A 19,241-nucleotide genomic window follows, 5' to 3' on the forward strand; every position below is an offset into this window, starting at 1 on the left:
AAATTTCTGAATTACTAACGAAAACAAAGTTCCTCTTCGCAGGGTTCTGGTATGAAAGCTAAAAAGAAAACGCTTGAAGTAAGAAGATTAGTAACTGCAATAAAATTATCAAGCCTTGCTTATGCTGGTGTGCTTGCGGGGATTTTGAGCCCCATGGCTTATGCGGGTCCTGAGGGCGGTGTAGTGACCGGAGGTGAAGGTACGATTGATGTAGATGGTTCAACCACAACAATCGATCAGGTCACTGATTTGCTATCGATAGATTGGGAATCATTTAACCTAAGCCCGGAAGAACTGGTCAAGTTTTTACAACCTGATTCCTCATCCATCGTACTTAACCGTATTTTAGGGCAGGATCCAACTACGATTCACGGATCAATTGAGGCGAATGGACATGTAATTCTTGTTAATCCGCGAGGAGTGCTTTTTACTGAAACTGCAACAGTGAATGTAGGTGCCATCACCGCTTCTGGGCTTGATATGAGTCCAGAAGACTTCATGAATGGGGATTTTATTTTCCAGGGTGAAGATGGTTCATCGGGCATTGTCGTAAACCGTGGGGTAATTAATGCATCCAGTGCGCTATTGGTAGGAAAACAGGTTACCAATGCATCTTCAGGGTTGATTAGTGCAGAGCTGGTTAGTTTGGCTGCGGCTGATGAAGCATTACTCACATTCGATGCGGATGGGCTTATTGGTCTCAAAATTACTAAAGAGGTCATGGAGAATGATCTGGGTGTAGATAGTGCCGTACTAAATGAAGGAGCTATTGAGGGCGCGCAAGTATTAATGGAGGCTAGCGTCTCTGGTGATCTATTTACAGCTGCAGTAAATAATGAAGGTACGATAAAGGCAAAAGGCATTGATACCAGCGGGGGAAAAATTCGCTTATTTGGTTCTGGTAGTGGTGTTGCCAACAGTGGAACTTTAGATGCCTCAGGCATAGCTGGTGGTGAAATTGTATTAGAGGGTGATACTGCTGAGCACACCGGACAAATAAGTGTTACGGGTAATTCCGGAAATGGTGGTTATGTTGCGGTGTTAGGTGACGAGGTTTTCCTTGCAGGCGATATTGATGCTCGTGGTACAGATTCCGGCGGTGAGGTACTTATCGGGGGAGATTATCAAGGAGTAAATCCCGAAATTCGCAATGCCGAATTTACGACGGTCACAAGTGAGGCAAATATTAATGCGAGTGGTATTGGAAATGCTAAGGGTGGCAAGGTCATCGTATGGTCCGATATTACTACGGAGTTTGGCGGGACTATCCTGGCGGAGTCAGGGGCTGCTGGCGGTGATGGTGGTTTAGTAGAAACTTCTGGTAAGCAATACCTTCATCTTGATGAAGAGGATATGTTTGTATCCACATTGAGCCATGGTGATGGAGAAACGGGTAACTGGCTACTGGATCCAGGCTGGATGGAAATTACTGACGATCCTTGTGTCACAAACAATTGTGTTTCGGTTTCAGCTGTAGTAAGTGCACTGGCGAATAATAATATAGAGATCAGTGTTACTGATGCTAATAATGGTTCAGGTCCCGGTGGACCTGTAACCCCATCTGGCGGTGATTTTTCAGATGGAATTCTTGTTGCTGACTCCATTGCATGGACTACGGCTCATACTTTGACGCTGACCTCGTATAGCGGTGTAAAAATTGATAATGGAGTTACAGTTTCAGCAGTAAATGGTGGCCTGACAGTTAATGCTGGAGGGTCGTTTACCAATGAAGGTTCAATTACTGTTTCCGACTTCTCTCTCTCGGTTGGTGGTACAGATGACAATACGATTAATGAACTTGGTGATATCACAGTCACAAACTCCGGGACCGTTGTAGCTAACAGTGGTGACGACTTGTTTACCCTATCAGATAGCGCCGATTCCTTAATAGTCAATGGAACTAAATCTTTTTCTATCGATGCTATCTCTTTTTCTGGGGTGGAGAAGGTTGATTTGGGGGATGGCACCGACAGCGTAACTGGCGCAGACGGTATTAACTGGGAACTCACTGGTACCGACTATCAAGCAAAAAATAGCGGGATCACCTTTAGCAATGTCGAAAATCTCACAGCGACGAATGCAGGTCTTGTGGGTACAACGAATGCAGATGCATTTATTTTACAGGCCGATGGGAATGTAAAAGCTTATGAGCTGACGGTTTCCGGCATGTCCTCCGTGAACGGCAATGGCGATAGCGATAGCGATAGCCTGGATGCCAGCGCTTACAGCGATGGCCTGGCGTTGACAGGCGCAGTGAACCAAGTCACTGCTGAATCAGGCACCCTGACTTTTGACGGTATCGCCAGCGCGGTGACCGCGACGTTGACCGGCAGCAGTGGTGTCGATGCCTTTGAGATTACCGGCAACAATGCCCTGGATGTTGCGGACATCAGCTTTAGTGGGCTGAGCACTGTCAATGCAGGTTCAGGTACCGATAGTGTTGCGGCATTGGGAGTTGTGACTCTGACCGGAGTCGATAACGAAGCCTCCACAAGTTTGATCGATTTTAGCGGTATCGACAGTGTTACTGGCGGTAGCCTGGAGGGTTCTGCGAATGCAGATACCTTCGTCGTGGTTAGCAATACCAATGTCACCGCGAACAGCATCAGCTTCACTGGTTTTAGTGGGGATATTGATACGAAGGATGGTGCCGACAGCGTAACTGGCGCAGACGGTGTTAACTGGGAACTCACTGGTACCGACTATCAAGCAAAAAATAGCGGGATCACCTTTAGCAATGTCGAAAACCTCACAGCGACGAATGCAGGTCTTGTGGGTACAACGAATGCAGATGCATTTATTTTACAGGCCGATGGGAATGTAAAAGCTTATGAGCTGACGGTTTCCGGCATGTCCTCCGTAAACGGCAATGGCGATAGCGATAGCCTGGATGCCAGCGCTTACAGCGATGGCCTGGCGTTGACAGGCGCAGTGAACCAAGTCACTGCTGAATCAGGCACCCTGACTTTTGACGGTATCGCCAGCGCGGTGACCGCGACGTTGACCGGCAGCAGTGGTGTCGATGCCTTTGAGATTACCGGCAACAATGCCCTGGATGTTGCGGACATCAGCTTTAGTGGGCTGAGCACTGTCAATGCAGGTTCAGGTACCGATAGTGTTGCGGCATTGGGAGTTGTGACTCTGACCGGAGTCGATAACGAAGCCTCCACAAGTTTGATTGATTTTAGCGGTATCGACAGTGTTACTGGCGGTAGCCTGGAGGGTTCTGCGAATGCAGATACCTTCGTCGTGGTTAGCAATACCAATGTCACCGCGAACAGCATCAGCTTCACTGGCTTTAGTGGGGATATTGATGCGAAGGATGGTGCCGACAGCGTAACTGGCGCAGACGGTGTTAACTGGGAACTCACTGGTACCGACTATCAAGCAAAAAATAGCGGGATCACCTTTAGCAATGTCGAAAACCTCACAGCGACGAATGCAGGTCTTGTGGGTACAACGAATGCAGATGCATTTATTTTACAGGCCGATGGGAATGTAAAAGCTTATGAGCTGACGGTTTCCGGCATGTCCTCCGTGAACGGCAATGGCGATAGCGATAGCCTGGATGCCAGCGCTTACAGCGATGGCCTGGCGTTGACAGGCGCAGTGAACCAAGTCACTGCTGAATCAGGCACCCTGACTTTTGACGGTATCGCCAGCGCGGTGACCGCGACGTTGACCGGCAGCAGTGGTATCGATGCCTTTGAGATTACCGGCAACAGTGCCCTGGATGTTGCGGACATCAGCTTTAGTGGGCTGAGCACTGTCAATGCAGGTTCAGGTACCGATAGTGTTGTGGCATTGGGAGTTGTGACTCTGACCGGAGTCGATAACGAAGCCTCCACAAGTTTGATTGATTTTAGCGGTATCGACAGTGTTACTGGCGGTAGCCTGGAGGGTTCTGCGAATGCAGATACCTTCGTCGTGGTTAGCAATACCAATGTCACCGCGAACAGCATCAGCTTCACTGGCTTTAGTGGGGATATTGATGCGAAGGATGGTGCCGACAGCGTAACTGGCGCAGACGGTGTTAACTGGGAACTCACTGGTACCGACTATCAAGCAAAAAATAGCGGGATCACCTTTAGCAATGTCGAAAACCTCACAGCGACGAATGCAGGTCTTGTGGGTACAACGAATGCAGATGCATTTATTTTACAGGCCGATGGGAATGTAAAAGCTTATGAGCTGACGGTTTCCGGCATGTCCTCCGTAAACGGCAATGGCGATAGCGATAGCCTGGATGCCAGCGCTTACAGCGATGGCCTGGCGTTGACAGGCGCAGTGAACCAAGTCACTGCTGAATCAGGCACCCTGACTTTTGACGGTATCGCCAGCGCGGTGACCGCGACGTTGACCGGCAGCAGTGGTGTCGATGCCTTTGAGATTACCGGCAACAATGCCCTGGATGTTGCGGACATCAGCTTTAGTGGGCTGAGCACTGTCAATGCAGGTTCAGGTACCGATAGTGTTGCGGCATTGGGAGTTGTGACTCTGACCGGAGTCGATAACGAAGCCTCCACAAGTTTGATTGATTTTAGCGGTATCGACAGTGTTACTGGCGGTAGCCTGGAGGGTTCTGCGAATGCAGATACCTTCGTCGTGGTTAGCAATACCAATGTCACCGCGAACAGCATCAGCTTCACTGGTTTTAGTGGGGATATTGATGCGAAGGATGGTGCCGACAGCGTAACTGGCGCCGATGGTGCCAACTGGATCTTAACCGGCACCAGCAAACAAGCCAGCAACAGCAGTATTACCTTCTCCAATGTAGAGTCCCTCACCGCGGTCAATGCCAACCTGCTGGGCACAGCGAGTGTAGATGCCTTCACCCTGCAATCGAATGGGGATGTTGCGGTTTACGACCTGACCGTGAGTGGTATGTCCGTTGTTGATGGCCAGGGTGGCGATGACAGCCTGAATGCCAGCGCCTACAGCGATGGCCTGACCCTGACCGGCACCAACAATCAGGTGGCCGCGGGCTCCCTGACTTTCGACGGCATTGTCAGTGCGGTGACTGCAGCACTGACCGGTACCGACAATGCCGATAGCTTTGTGGTTGATGGCAGCAATGCCGCCAGCAGCTACGGTATCGCCTTCAGCGGCTTGAGCACGATCAATGCCCTGGATGGCAGTGACAGTGTGATCGGTGCCGATGGTGCCAACTGGACCTTAACCGGCACCAGCAAACAAGCCAGCAACAGCAGTATTACCTTCTCCAATGTAGAGTCCCTCACCGCGGTCAATGCCAACCTGCTGGGCACAGCGAGTGTAGATGCCTTCACCCTGCAATCGAATGGGGATGTTGCGGTTTACGACCTGACCGTGAGTGGTATGTCCGCTGTTGATGGCCAGGGTGGCGATGACAGCCTGAATGCCAGCGCCTATAGCGATGGCCTGACCCTGACCGGCACCAACAATCAGGTGGCCGCGGGCTCCCTGACCTTCGACGGCATTGTCAGTGCGGTGACTGCAGCACTGACCGGTACCGACAATGCCGATAGCTTTGTGGTTGATGGCAGCAATGCCGCCAGCAGCTACGGTATTGCCTTCAGCGGCTTGAGCACGATCAATGCCCTGGATGGCAGTGACAGTGTGATCGGCGCCGATGGTGCCAACTGGACCTTAACCGGCACCAGCAAACAAGCCAGCAACAGCAGTATTACCTTCTCCAATGTAGAGTCCCTCACTGCAGTCAATGCCAATCTGCTGGGCACCAATGGCACAGATGCATTTGTGCTGCAATCCGGTGGGGATGTTGCGGTTTACGACCTGACCGTGAGTGGTATGTCTGCTGTTGATGGCCAGGGTGGCGATGATAGCCTGAATGCCAGCGCTTACAGCGATGGCCTGGCGTTGACAGGCGCAGTGAATCAAGTCACTGCTGAATCAGGCACCCTGACCTTTGACGGTATCGTCAGTGCGGTGACCGCGACGTTGACCGGCAGCAGTGGTATCGATGCCTTTGAGATTACCGGCAACAGTGCCCTGGATGTTGCGGACATCAGCTTTAGTGGGCTGAGCACTGTCAATGCAGGTTCAGGTACCGATAGTGTTGTGGCATTGGGAGTTGTGACTCTGACCGGAGTCGATAACGAAGCCTCCACAAGTTTGATCGACTTTAGCGGTATCGACAGTATCAGCGGGGGTAGCCTGGAAGGCTCAGGTAATAGTGACACTTTTGTAGTCACAGGCCTGAATGCGCTGACGGCTAATAAAATTGCTTTCAGCAGTATCAGTAGTGTGGATGCAAAGGGTGGTAGTGACAGCGTAACCGGCGCCGATGGTGCCAACTGGATCTTAACCGGCACCAGTAAACAAGCCAGCAACAGCAGTATTACCTTCTCCAATGTAGAGTCCCTCACTGCAGTCAATGCCAACCTGCTGGGCACCAGTGGCACAGATGCATTTGTGCTGCAATCCGGTGGGGATGTTGCGGTTTACGACCTGACCGTGAGTGGTATGTCTGCTGTGGACGGCAATGGCGGCGATGACAGCCTGAATGCCAGTGCTTACAGCGATGGCCTGGCGTTGACAGGCGCAGTGAATCAAGTCACTGCTGAATCAGGCACTCTGACTTTTGACGGTATCGCCAGCGCGGTGACCGCGACGTTGACCGGCAGCAGTGGTGTCGATGCCTTTGAGATTACCGGCAACAATGCCCTGGATGTTGCGGACATCAGCTTTAGTGGGCTGAGCACTGTCAATGCAGGTTCAGGTACCGATAGTGTTGTGGCATTGGGAGTTGTGACTCTGACCGGAGTCGATAACGAAGCCTCCACAAGTTTGATTGATTTTAGCGGTATCGACAGTGTTACTGGCGGTAGCCTGGAGGGTTCTGCGAATGCAGATACCTTCGTCGTGGTTAGCAATACCAATGTCACCGCGAACAGCATCAGCTTCACTGGTTTTAGTGGGGATATTGATGCGAAGGATGGTGCCGACAGCGTAACTGGCGCCGATGGTGCCAACTGGATCTTAACCGGCACCAGCAAACAAGCCAGCAACAGCAGTATTACCTTCTCCAATGTAGAGTCCCTCACCGCGGTCAATGCCAACCTGCTGGGCACAGCGAGTGTAGATGCCTTCACCCTGCAATCGAATGGGGATGTTGCGGTTTACGACCTGACCGTGAGTGGTATGTCCGTTGTTGATGGCCAGGGTGGCGATGACAGCCTGAATGCCAGCGCCTATAGCGATGGCCTGACCCTGACCGGCACCAACAATCAGGTGGCCGCGGGCTCCCTGACCTTCGACGGTATTGTCAGTGCGGTGACTGCAGCACTGACCGGTACCGACAATGCCGATAGCTTTGTGGTTGATGGCAGCAATGCCGCCAGCAGCTACGGTATCGCCTTCAGCGGCTTGAGCACGATCAATGCCCTGGATGGCAGTGACAGTGTGATCGGTGCCGATGGTGCCAACTGGACCTTAACCGGCACCAGCAAACAAGCCAGCAACAGCAGTATTACCTTCTCCAATGTAGAGTCCCTCACCGCGGTCAATGCCAACCTGCTGGGCACAGCGAGTGTAGATGCCTTCACCCTGCAATCGAATGGGGATGTTGCGGTTTACGACCTGACCGTGAGTGGTATGTCCGCTGTTGATGGCCAGGGTGGCGATGACAGCCTGAATGCCAGCGCCTATAGCGATGGCCTGACCCTGACCGGCACCAACAATCAGGTGGCCGCGGGCTCCCTGACCTTCGACGGCATTGTCAGTGCGGTGACTGCAGCACTGACCGGTACCGACAATGCCGATAGCTTTGTGGTTGATGGCAGCAATGCCGCCAGCAGCTACGGTATTGCCTTCAGCGGCTTGAGCACGATCAATGCCCTGGATGGCAGTGACAGTGTGATCGGCGCCGATGGTGCCAACTGGATCTTAACCGGCACCAGCAAACAAGCCAGCAACAGCAGTATTACCTTCTCCAATGTAGAGTCCCTCACCGCGGTCAATGCCAATCTGCTGGGCACCAGTGGTACAGATGCATTTGTGCTGCAATCCGGTGGGGATGTTGCGGTTTACGACCTGACCGTGAGTGGTATGTCTGCTGTTGATGGCCAGGGTGGCGATGATAGCCTGAATGCCAGCGCTTACAGCGATGGCCTGGCGTTGACAGGCGCAGTGAATCAAGTCACTGCTGAATCAGGCACCCTGACCTTTGACGGTATCGTCAGTGCGGTGACCGCGACGTTGACCGGCAGCAGTGGTATCGATGCCTTTGAGATTACCGGCAACAGTGCCCTGGATGTTGCGGACATCAGCTTTAGTGGGCTGAGCACTGTCAATGCAGGTTCAGGTACCGATAGTGTTGTGGCATTGGGAGTTGTGACTCTGACCGGAGTCGATAACGAAGCCTCCACAAGTTTGATCGACTTTAGCGGTATCGACAGTATCAGCGGGGGTAGCCTGGAAGGCTCAGGTAATAGTGACACTTTTGTAGTCACAGGCCTGAATGCGCTGACGGCTAATAAAATTGCTTTCAGCAGTATCAGTAGTGTGGATGCAAAGGGTGGTAGTGACAGCGTAACCGGCGCCGATGGTGCCAACTGGATCTTAACCGGCACCAGTAAACAAGCCAGCAACAGCAGTATTACCTTCTCCAATGTAGAGTCCCTCACTGCAGTCAATGCCAACCTGCTGGGCACCAGTGGCACAGATGCATTTGTGCTGCAATCCGGTGGGGATGTTGCGGTTTACGACCTGACCGTGAGTGGTATGTCTGCTGTGGACGGCAATGGCGGCGATGACAGCCTGAATGCCAGTGCTTACAGCGATGGCCTGGCGTTGACAGGCGCAGTGAATCAAGTCACTGCTGAATCAGGCACTCTGACTTTTGACGGTATCGCCAGCGCGGTGACCGCGACGTTGACCGGCAGCAGTGGTGTCGATGCCTTTGAGATTACCGGCAACAATGCCCTGGATGTTGCGGACATCAGCTTTAGTGGGCTGAGCACTGTCAATGCAGGTTCAGGTACCGATAGTGTTGTGGCATTGGGAGTTGTGACTCTGACCGGAGTCGATAACGAAGCCTCCACAAGTTTGATTGATTTTAGCGGTATCGACAGTGTTACTGGCGGTAGCCTGGAGGGTTCTGCGAATGCAGATACCTTCGTCGTGGTTAGCAATACCAATGTCACCGCGAACAGCATCAGCTTCACTGGTTTTAGTGGGGATATTGATGCGAAGGATGGTGCCGACAGCGTAACTGGCGCCGATGGTGCCAACTGGATCTTAACCGGCACCAGCAAACAAGCCAGCAACAGCAATATTACCTTCTCCAATGTAGAGTCCCTCACCGCGGTCAATGCCAACCTGCTGGGCACAGCGAGTGTAGATGCCTTCACCCTGCAATCGAATGGGGATGTTGCGGTTTACGACCTGACCGTGAGTGGTATGTCCGTTGTTGATGGCCAGGGTGGCGATGACAGCCTGAATGCCAGCGCCTATAGCGATGGCCTGACCCTGACCGGCACCAACAATCAGGTGGCCGCGGGCTCCCTGACCTTCGACGGTATTGTCAGTGCGGTGACTGCAGCACTGACCGGTACCGACAATGCCGATAGCTTTGTGGTTGATGGCAGCAATGCCGCCAGCAGCTACGGTATCGCCTTCAGCGGCTTGAGCACGATCAATGCCCTGGATGGCAGTGACAGTGTGATCGGCGCCGATGGTGCCAACTGGACCTTAACCGGCACCAGCAAACAAGCCAGCAACAGCAGTATTACCTTCTCCAATGTAGAGTCCCTCACCGCGGTCAATGCCAACCTGCTGGGCACAGCGAGTGTAGATGCCTTCACCCTGCAATCGAATGGGGATGTTGCGGTTTACGACCTGACCGTGAGTGGTATGTCCGCTGTTGATGGCCAGGGTGGCGATGACAGCCTGAATGCCAGCGCCTATAGCGATGGCCTGACCCTGACCGGCACCAACAATCAGGTGGCCGCGGGCTCCCTGACCTTCGACGGCATTGTCAGTGCGGTGACTGCAGCACTGACCGGTACCGACAATGCCGATAGCTTTGTGGTTGATGGCAGCAATGCCGCCAGCAGCTACGGTATTGCCTTCAGCGGCTTGAGCACGATCAATGCCCTGGATGGCAGTGACAGTGTGATCGGCGCCGATGGTGCCAACTGGACCTTAACCGGCACCAGCAAACAAGCCAGCAACAGCAGTATTACCTTCTCCAATGTAGAGTCCCTCACCGCGGTCAATGCCAACCTGCTGGGCACAGCGAGTGTAGATGCCTTCACCCTGCAATCGAATGGGGATGTTGCGGTTTACGACCTGACCGTGAGTGGTATGTCCGCTGTTGATGGCCAGGGTGGCGATGACAGCCTGAATGCCAGCGCCTATAGCGATGGCCTGACCCTGACCGGCACCAACAATCAGGTGGCCGCGGGCTCCCTGACCTTCGACGGCATTGTCAGTGCGGTGACTGCAGCACTGACCGGTACCGACAATGCCGATAGCTTTGTGGTTGATGGCAGCAATGCCGCCAGCAGCTACGGTATCGCCTTCAGCGGCTTGAGCACGATCAATGCCCTGGATGGCAGTGACAGTGTGATCGGCGCCGATGGTGCCAACTGGACCTTAACCGGCACCAGCAAACAAGCCAGCAACAGCAGTATTACCTTCTCCAATGTAGAGTCCCTCACCGCGGTCAATGCCAACCTGCTGGGCACAGCGAGTGTAGATGCCTTCACCCTGCAATCGAATGGGGATGTTGCGGTTTACGACCTGACCGTGAGTGGTATGTCCGTTGTTGATGGCCAGGGTGGCGATGACAGCCTGAATGCCAGCGCCTATAGCGATGGCCTGACCCTGACCGGCACCAACAATCAGGTGGCCGCGGGCTCCCTGACTTTCGACGGCATTGTCAGTGCGGTGACTGCAGCACTGACCGGTACCGACAATGCCGATAGCTTTGTGGTTGATGGCAGCAATGCCGCCAGCAGCTACGGTATCGCCTTCAGCGGCTTGAGCACGATCAATGCCCTGGATGGCAGTGACAGTGTGATCGGCGCCGATGGTGCCAACTGGACCTTAACCGGCACCAGTAAACAAGCCAGCAACAGCAGTATTACCTTCTCCAATGTAGAGTCCCTCACCGCGGTCAATGCCAACCTGCTGGGCACAGCGAGTGTAGATGCCTTCACCCTGCAATCGAATGGGGATGTTGCGGTTTACGACCTGACCGTGAGTGGTATGTCCGCTGTTGATGGCCAGGGTGGCGATGACAGCCTGAATGCCAGCGCCTATAGCGATGGCCTGACCCTGACCGGCACCAACAATCAGGTGGCCGCGGGCTCCCTGACCTTCGACGGTATTGTCAGTGCGGTGACTGCAGCACTGACCGGTACCGACAATGCCGATAGCTTTGTGGTTGATGGCAGCAATGCCGCCAGCAGCTACGGTATCGCCTTCAGCGGCTTGAGCACGATCAATGCCCTGGATGGCAGTGACAGTGTGATCGGCGCCGATGGTGCCAACTGGACCTTAACCGGCACCAGCAAACAAGCCAGCAACAGCAGTATTACCTTCTCCAATGTAGAGTCCCTCACCGCGGTTAATGCCAACCTGCTGGGCACAGCGAGTGTAGATGCCTTCACCCTGCAATCGAATGGGGATGTTGCGGTTTACGACCTGACCGTGAGTGGTATGTCCGCTGTTGATGGCCAGGGTGGCGATGACAGCCTGAATGCCAGCGCTTACAGCGATGGCCTGGCGTTGACAGGCGCAGTGAATCAAGTCACTGCTGAATCAGGCACCCTGACCTTTGACGGTATCGTCAGTGCGGTGACCGCGACGTTGACCGGCAGCAGTGGTATCGATGCCTTTGAGATTACCGGCAACAGTGCCCTGGATGTTGCGGACATCAGCTTTAGTGGGCTGAGCACTGTCAATGCAGGTTCAGGTACCGATAGTGTTGTGGCATTGGGAGTTGTGACTCTGACCGGAGTCGATAACGAAGCCTCCACAAGTTTGATCGACTTTAGCGGTATCGACAGTATCAGCGGGGGTAGCCTGGAAGGCTCAGGTAATAGTGACACTTTTGTAGTCACAGGCCTGAATGCGCTGACGGCTAATAAAATTGCTTTCAGTAGTATCAGTAGTGTGGATGCAAAGGGTGGTAGTGACAGCGTAACCGGCGCCGATGGTGCCAACTGGATCTTAACCGGCACCAGTAAACAAGCCAGCAACAGCAGTATTACCTTCTCCAATGTAGAGTCCCTCACTGCAGTCAATGCCAACCTGCTGGGCACCAGTGGCACAGATGCATTTGTGCTGCAATCCGGTGGGGATGTTGCGGTTTACGACCTGATCGTGAGTGGTATGTCCGTTGTTGATGGCCAGGGTGGCGATGACAGCCTGAATGCCAGCGCCTATAGCGATGGCCTGACCCTGACCGGCACCAACAATCAGGTGGCCGCGGGCTCCCTGACCTTCGACGGTATTGTCAGTGCGGTGACTGCAGCACTGACCGGTACCGACAATGCCGATAGCTTTGTGGTTGATGGCAGCAATGCCGCCAGCAGCTACGGTATCGCCTTCAGCGGCTTGAGCACGATCAATGCCCTGGATGGCAGTGACAGTGTGATCGGCGCCGATGGTGCCAACTGGACCTTAACCGGCACCAGCAAACAAGCCAGCAACAGCAGTATTACCTTCTCCAATGTAGAGTCCCTCACCGCGGTCAATGCCAACCTGCTGGGCACAGCGAGTGTAGATGCCTTCACCCTGCAATCGAATGGGGATGTTGCGGTTTACGACCTGACCGTGAGTGGTATGTCCGCTGTTGATGGCCAGGGTGGCGATGACAGCCTGAATGCCAGCGCCTATAGCGATGGCCTGACCCTGACCGGCACCAACAATCAGGTGGCCGCGGGCTCCCTGACCTTCGACGGCATTGTCAGTGCGGTGACTGCAGCACTGACCGGTACCGACAATGCCGATAGCTTTGTGGTTGATGGCAGCAATGCCGCCAGCAGCTACGGTATTGCCTTCAGCGGCTTGAGCACGATCAATGCCCTGGATGGCAGTGACAGTGTGATCGGCGCCGATGGTGCCAACTGGACCTTAACCGGCACCAGCAAACAAGCCAGCAACAGCAGTATTACCTTCTCCAATGTAGAGTCCCTCACCGCGGTCAATGCCAACCTGCTGGGCACAGCGAGTGTAGATGCCTTCACCCTGCAATCGAATGGGGATGTTGCGGTTTACGACCTGACCGTGAGTGGTATGTCCGCTGTTGATGGCCAGGGTGGCGATGACAGCCTGAATGCCAGCGCCTATAGCGATGGCCTGACCCTGACCGGCACCAACAATCAGGTGGCCGCGGGCTCCCTGACCTTCGACGGCATTGTCAGTGCGGTGACTGCAGCACTGACCGGTACCGACAATGCCGATAGCTTTGTGGTTGATGGCAGCAATGCCGCCAGCAGCTACGGTATCGCCTTCAGCGGCTTGAGCACGATCAATGCCCTGGATGGCAGTGACAGTGTGATCGGCGCCGATGGTGCCAACTGGACCTTAACCGGCACCAGCAAACAAGCCAGCAACAGCAGTATTACCTTCTCCAATGTAGAGTCCCTCACCGCGGTCAATGCCAACCTGCTGGGCACAGCGAGTGTAGATGCCTTCACCCTGCAATCGAATGGGGATGTTGCGGTTTACGACCTGACCGTGAGTGGTATGTCCGTTGTTGATGGCCAGGGTGGCGATGACAGCCTGAATGCCAGCGCCTATAGCGATGGCCTGACCCTGACCGGCACCAACAATCAGGTGGCCGCGGGCTCCCTGACCTTCGACGGCATTGTCAGTGCGGTGACTGCAGCACTGACCGGTACCGACAATGCCGATAGCTTTGTGGTTGATGGCAGCAATGCCGCCAGCAGCTACGGTATCGCCTTCAGCGGCTTGAGCACGATCAATGCCCTGGATGGCAGTGACAGTGTGATCGGCGCCGATGGTGCCAACTGGACCTTAACCGGCACCAGTAAACAAGCCAGCAACAGCAGTATTACCTTCTCCAATGTAGAGTCCCTCACCGCGGTCAATGCCAACCTGCTGGGCACAGCGAGTGTAGATGCCTTCACCCTGCAATCGAATGGGGATGTTGCGGTTTACGACCTGACCGTGAGTGGTATGTCCGCTGTTGATGGCCAGGGTGGCGATGACAGCCTGAATGCCAGCGCCTATAGCGATGGCCTGACCCTGACCGGCACCAACAATCAGGTGGCCGCGGGCTCCCTGACCTTCGACGGTATTGTCAGTGCGGTGACTGCAGCACTGACCGGTACCGACAATGCCGATAGCTTTGTGGTTGATGGCAGCAATGCCGCCAGCAGCTACGGTATCGCCTTCAGCGGCTTGAGCACGATCAATGCCCTGGATGGCAGTGACAGTGTGATCGGCGCCGATGGTGCCAACTGGACCTTAACCGGCACCAGCAAACAAGCCAGCAACAGCAGTATTACCTTCTCCAATGTAGAGTCCCTCACCGCGGTCAATGCCAACCTGCTGGGCACAGCGAGTGTAGATGCCTTCACCCTGCAATCGAATGGGGATGTTGCGGTTTACGACCTGACCGTGAGTGGTATGTCCGCTGTTGATGGCCAGGGTGGCGATGACAGCCTGAATGCCAGCGCCTATAGCGATGGCCTGACCCTGACCGGCACCAACAATCAGGTGGCCGCGGGCTCCCTGACCTTCGACGGCATTGTCAGTGCGGTGACTGCAGCACTGACCGGTACCGACAATGCCGATAGCTTTGTGGTTGATGGCAGCAATGCCGCCAGCAGCTACGGTATTGCCTTCAGCGGCTTGAGCACGATCAATGCCCTGGATGGCAGTGACAGTGTGATCGGCGCCGATGGTGCCAACTGGACCTTAACCGGCACCAGCAAACAAGCCAGCAACAGCAGTATTACCTTCTCCAATGTAGAGTCCCTCACCGCGGTCAATGCCAACCTGCTGGGCACAGCGAGTGTAGATGCCTTCACCCTGCAATCGAATGGGGATGTTGCGGTTTACGACCTGACCGTGAGTGGTATGTCCGTTGTTGATGGCCAGGGTGGCGATGACAGCCTGAATGCCAGCGCCTACAGCGATGGCCTGACCCTGACCGGCACCAACAATCAGGTGGCCGCGGGCTCCCTGACCTTCGACGGCATTGTCAGTGCGGTGACTGCAGCACTGACCGGTACCGACAATGCCGATAGCTTTGTGGTTGATGGCAGCAATGCCGCCAGCAGCTACGGTATCGCCTTCAGCGGCTTGAGCACGATCAATGCCCTGGATGGCAGTGACAGTGTGATCGGCGCCGATGGTGCCAACTGGACCTTAACCGGCACCAGCAAACAAGCCAGCAACAGCAGTATTACCTTCTCCAATGTAGAGTCCCTCACCGCGGTCAATGCCAACCTGCTGGGCACAGCGAGTGTAGATGCCTTCACCCTGCAATCGAATGGGGATGTTGCGGTTTACGACCTGATCGTGAGTGGTATGTCCGTTGTTGATGGCCAGGGTGGCGATGACAGCCTGAATGCCAGCGCCTACAGCGATGGCCTGACCCTGACCGGCACCAACAATCAGGTGGCCGCGGGCTCCCTGACCTTCGACGGCATTGTCAGTGCGGTGACTGCAGCACTGACCGGTACCGACAATGCCGATAGCTTTGTGGTTGATGGCAGCAATGCCGCCAGCAGCTACGGTATCGCCTTCAGCGGCTTGAGTACGATCAATGCCCTGGATGGCAGTGACAGTGTGATCGGTACCGATGGTGCCAACTGGATCTTAACCGGCACCAGCAAACAAGCCAGCAACAGCAGTATTACCTTCTCCAATGTAGAGTCCCTCACCGCGGTCAATGCCAACCTGCTGGGCACCAGTGGCACAGATGCATTTGTGCTGCAATCCGGTGGGGATGTTGCGGTTTACGACCTGACCGTGAGTGGTATGTCCGCTGTTGATGGCCAGGGTGGCGATGACAGCCTGAATGCCAGCGCCTATAGCGATGGCCTGACCCTGACCGGCACCAACAATCAGGTGGCCGCGGGCTCCCTGACCTTCGACGGCATTGTCAGTGCGGTGACTGCAGCACTGACCGGTACCGACAATGCCGATAGCTTTGTGGTTGATGGCAGCAATGCCGCCAGCAGCTACGGTATCGCCTTCAGCGGCTTGAGCACGATCAATGCCCTGGATGGCAGTGACAGTGTGATCGGTGCCGATGGTGCCAACTGGCTCTTAACCGGCACCAGCAAACAAGCCAGCAACAGCAGTATTACCTTCTCCAATGTAGAGTCCCTCACCGCGGTCAATGCCAGCTTGTTGGGTAGTAGCGGTGCAGATGCATTTATTCTTCAGTCTGATGGCGATGTTGAAGCCTATTCAATGGTTGTCTCTGGAATGTCTGCAGTGGATGGCCAGGGAGGAAATAACAGCCTGGATGCAGTTTCTTTTGCTGATGGTCTTGCTCTTACTGGAGCTGATAACCAAGTATCGGCCGGGAGTTTGATTTTTGATGGCATTTTTACCGCTCTCACAGGAACATTGTTCGGCACCAGTAATGCTGACAATTTTGTGGTTGATGGTAGCAATGCAGTTACAAGTTACGGTATTGCCTTTAGCGGCGTTGGTAGTGTAGATGCGCAGGGAGGCAGTGATAATGTTGTTGGGGCTAGTGGTGCAGACTGGGTTCTTGCGGGGAATAATTTCGAGGCCACTAATAGCAGCATAAGTTTTTCTGGTGTAGAAACCCTTACTGTAAATAATGCAGATTTGTTGGGCACAGGTAATGCAGATGCATTTACTTTAGTGTCTGATGGAGATGTTGAAGTGTATGGTATGACCATCACTGGTATGTCAGCGGTGGATGGCAATGGCGGTGAGGACAGCTTGGATGCCAGTACCTATAGTGATGGATTAGCACTAACCGAGACTGAAAATCAGCTTGTTGCAGGCTCGCTTATATTTAGCGGCATCTTCAGCGCTAATACTCCTGTCCTGACAAATACTAACGACTCAGCGCTTTTTGAATTGCAAGGAGCCCAGGCTCTTAAAACTGCGGGGATTAACTTCAGTGGCTTGGAGACGGTAAACACCACCGGTGCGGGTAGTTTATTGCTAGGTACCGAGGATAATGATGATTTCGTGTTGGGCTCTACTGGCGATATCAGTGTGGCCGGAATTGATTTTACCGGGCTCGAAACAATAGATGGTGCTGGCGGGAACGATTCCGTTAGCTCAGATGGGGCAGTTTGGACATCAACAAGTTCAAATAACTCACTGGTAAATGGTGGAGCTGAAGCTCTGGTAAATAGTTTAACTGTAGTTTTTGAGAATCTCGAACTAGTTCAAGGTGCAGGAACATATGTAGGACAAGATGTAAGCGGTGAATACCTGTTCAGTGCTCTGGATACGATGACCATTGGAGGAGTGACTTTTGAGGGCTTGGAAAGTCTAACTGCCGGTAGCGGAAGTGATGTCATCTATGGTGCAGATATAGATGCTGAATGGAATATTAGCGACTCTCAACAGAGTGTCAGTAGCGCGGGCGAAACCCTGATCTTCAGCAGTGTAGAATCTATTTTTGCTGGTGGAGGGGGTGACCAGTTCAAACTGTCAGGCGGAACGCTCACCGAAATTGATACAGGGGCAGGCAATGATTCAGTGCTATTGGCTGGAACCACTATCAGTACTGTGTCGTTGGGTGCTGGTGATGACTATGTGCAAGTAGATGCGGATAGTGCTCAAAATACACAGTTATCCGGTGGAAGTGGGAATGACTCCTTCCAATACAATCTCTCTGGGGCCACTTGGCAGATAAATTCAAACGGTAACCTTGTAGGTAATTTTATATTTGACGGTTTTGAATATCTGGATAATACCGATGGTTCGCTCACACTGGAGACAGATTTAGGTTTTGATTTCGTAAATGGAGGAGATAATTCCAGTAACTTTAATTTGGATGGGGCCGGACTCATATTCGCTGCCAGTGGTATGCGCCTTGGATATGATGGTGAAGGCGATATTAATATTACTAGCAGCTCATCGGATACTATTGGTGGCAGCCTTAAGGCTAGCAGAGCTGAGTTGACTGTTGCTGGTGATGTAAATATTGAAGTTGAAGTGAATACCCTTGCTATAGCGACATCTGGTGCAGATATTAATATCAGTGTTTTATCCCAGGGAGACCTGGTTATTGATGAGATAAATGCAGGCCTGGGTAATGTGGAATTGGCCAGCTCAAACTTTGGAGCACTAACCGCCGAGACATATGGTGATACCCATATTACGGCCTCTACTGTGAAGTTAGGCACAGATACGAAGCTGTGGACGATTATCGGTGAGTCAGTTAATCCTTTACGATTGGATGTATCTGACACTCTGGATATTTATTCAGTAAGTTACTATGAGCCGGACTTTATTGGCCAAGTCCCTACCGTTACCAGTACTGGTGATGAGCTTCAATCGATAGCAGGGTCTCAGGCCTCTCAAGGGCTGAAATCTGCGGTACAAAATGCGGTAGAGGATTTTACCCAAGTTGACCCGGCAATTTTCAGCGCTGTTAAACCATATAGTAGCGGTGTGGATGCAGTGAACTCTCCTGAGATGCGACTTAAGTCTGGGGAGCTATTGCCCTCTACAGTTTCTGCTGGTGGTGAACCTGTTCCAGGCTCGGAATTTGATGCAGTGCTGGATGAGGGGGTCAGCGAGGCACCTGCTGACGTTGTCGGTGAGATAGTACCTTTGGCTGGCAGTGCAGGGGGCTGATTTATCTCGGTAATTAAAGTTATTCTCTGAGTAAAAAGCCGGCCCTTGAGGACCGGCTTTTTCCTTTTGTGATTATCAGCGGTTTGCAGCTAGTAGCAAAATATTGCACCAGATTTGCACCAAGGAGTAAGGGAGCATGGCGATGTTGTGGTGGTTTCCATGGATGGCCAACTGAGCAGCAAAACTCTTGACTGGCGAAAGACTAGGCTGTTGCCGGCAAACTCTAACTATTCCGCAATCCCCATCTGGAAGGGTCAAGAGCTGATTGTGGAAGGTGTAGTTAAAGCGTCGGCTCGGTGCCATTGGGCAACCTGAGGAGTATCATAAGAGATACGACTTGCGATAAGACCCCATTATTTAATGCGCACCAGAATAAAAGAAGGCTATAGGGGTTAGATACCGCCCTATGAATTATATGGCGCACGATATAGGGCGGTGATTAGGGGATCAATGCC

1 protein-coding gene is annotated in these 19,241 nt (G+C 53.4%); it reads left to right on the forward strand.

Annotated elements, in window-relative coordinates:
• The first annotated feature begins 51 nt into the window (after positions 1 to 51).
• A complete protein-coding gene (locus ACJJJB_RS20655) occupies positions 52 to 18,786 on the forward strand; it encodes a filamentous hemagglutinin N-terminal domain-containing protein (RefSeq protein WP_445365410.1) in 18,735 nt (6,244 codons plus the stop codon).
• Positions 18,787 to 19,241 lie beyond the last annotated feature (455 nt).

This window comes from Microbulbifer variabilis (assembly GCF_052468405.1).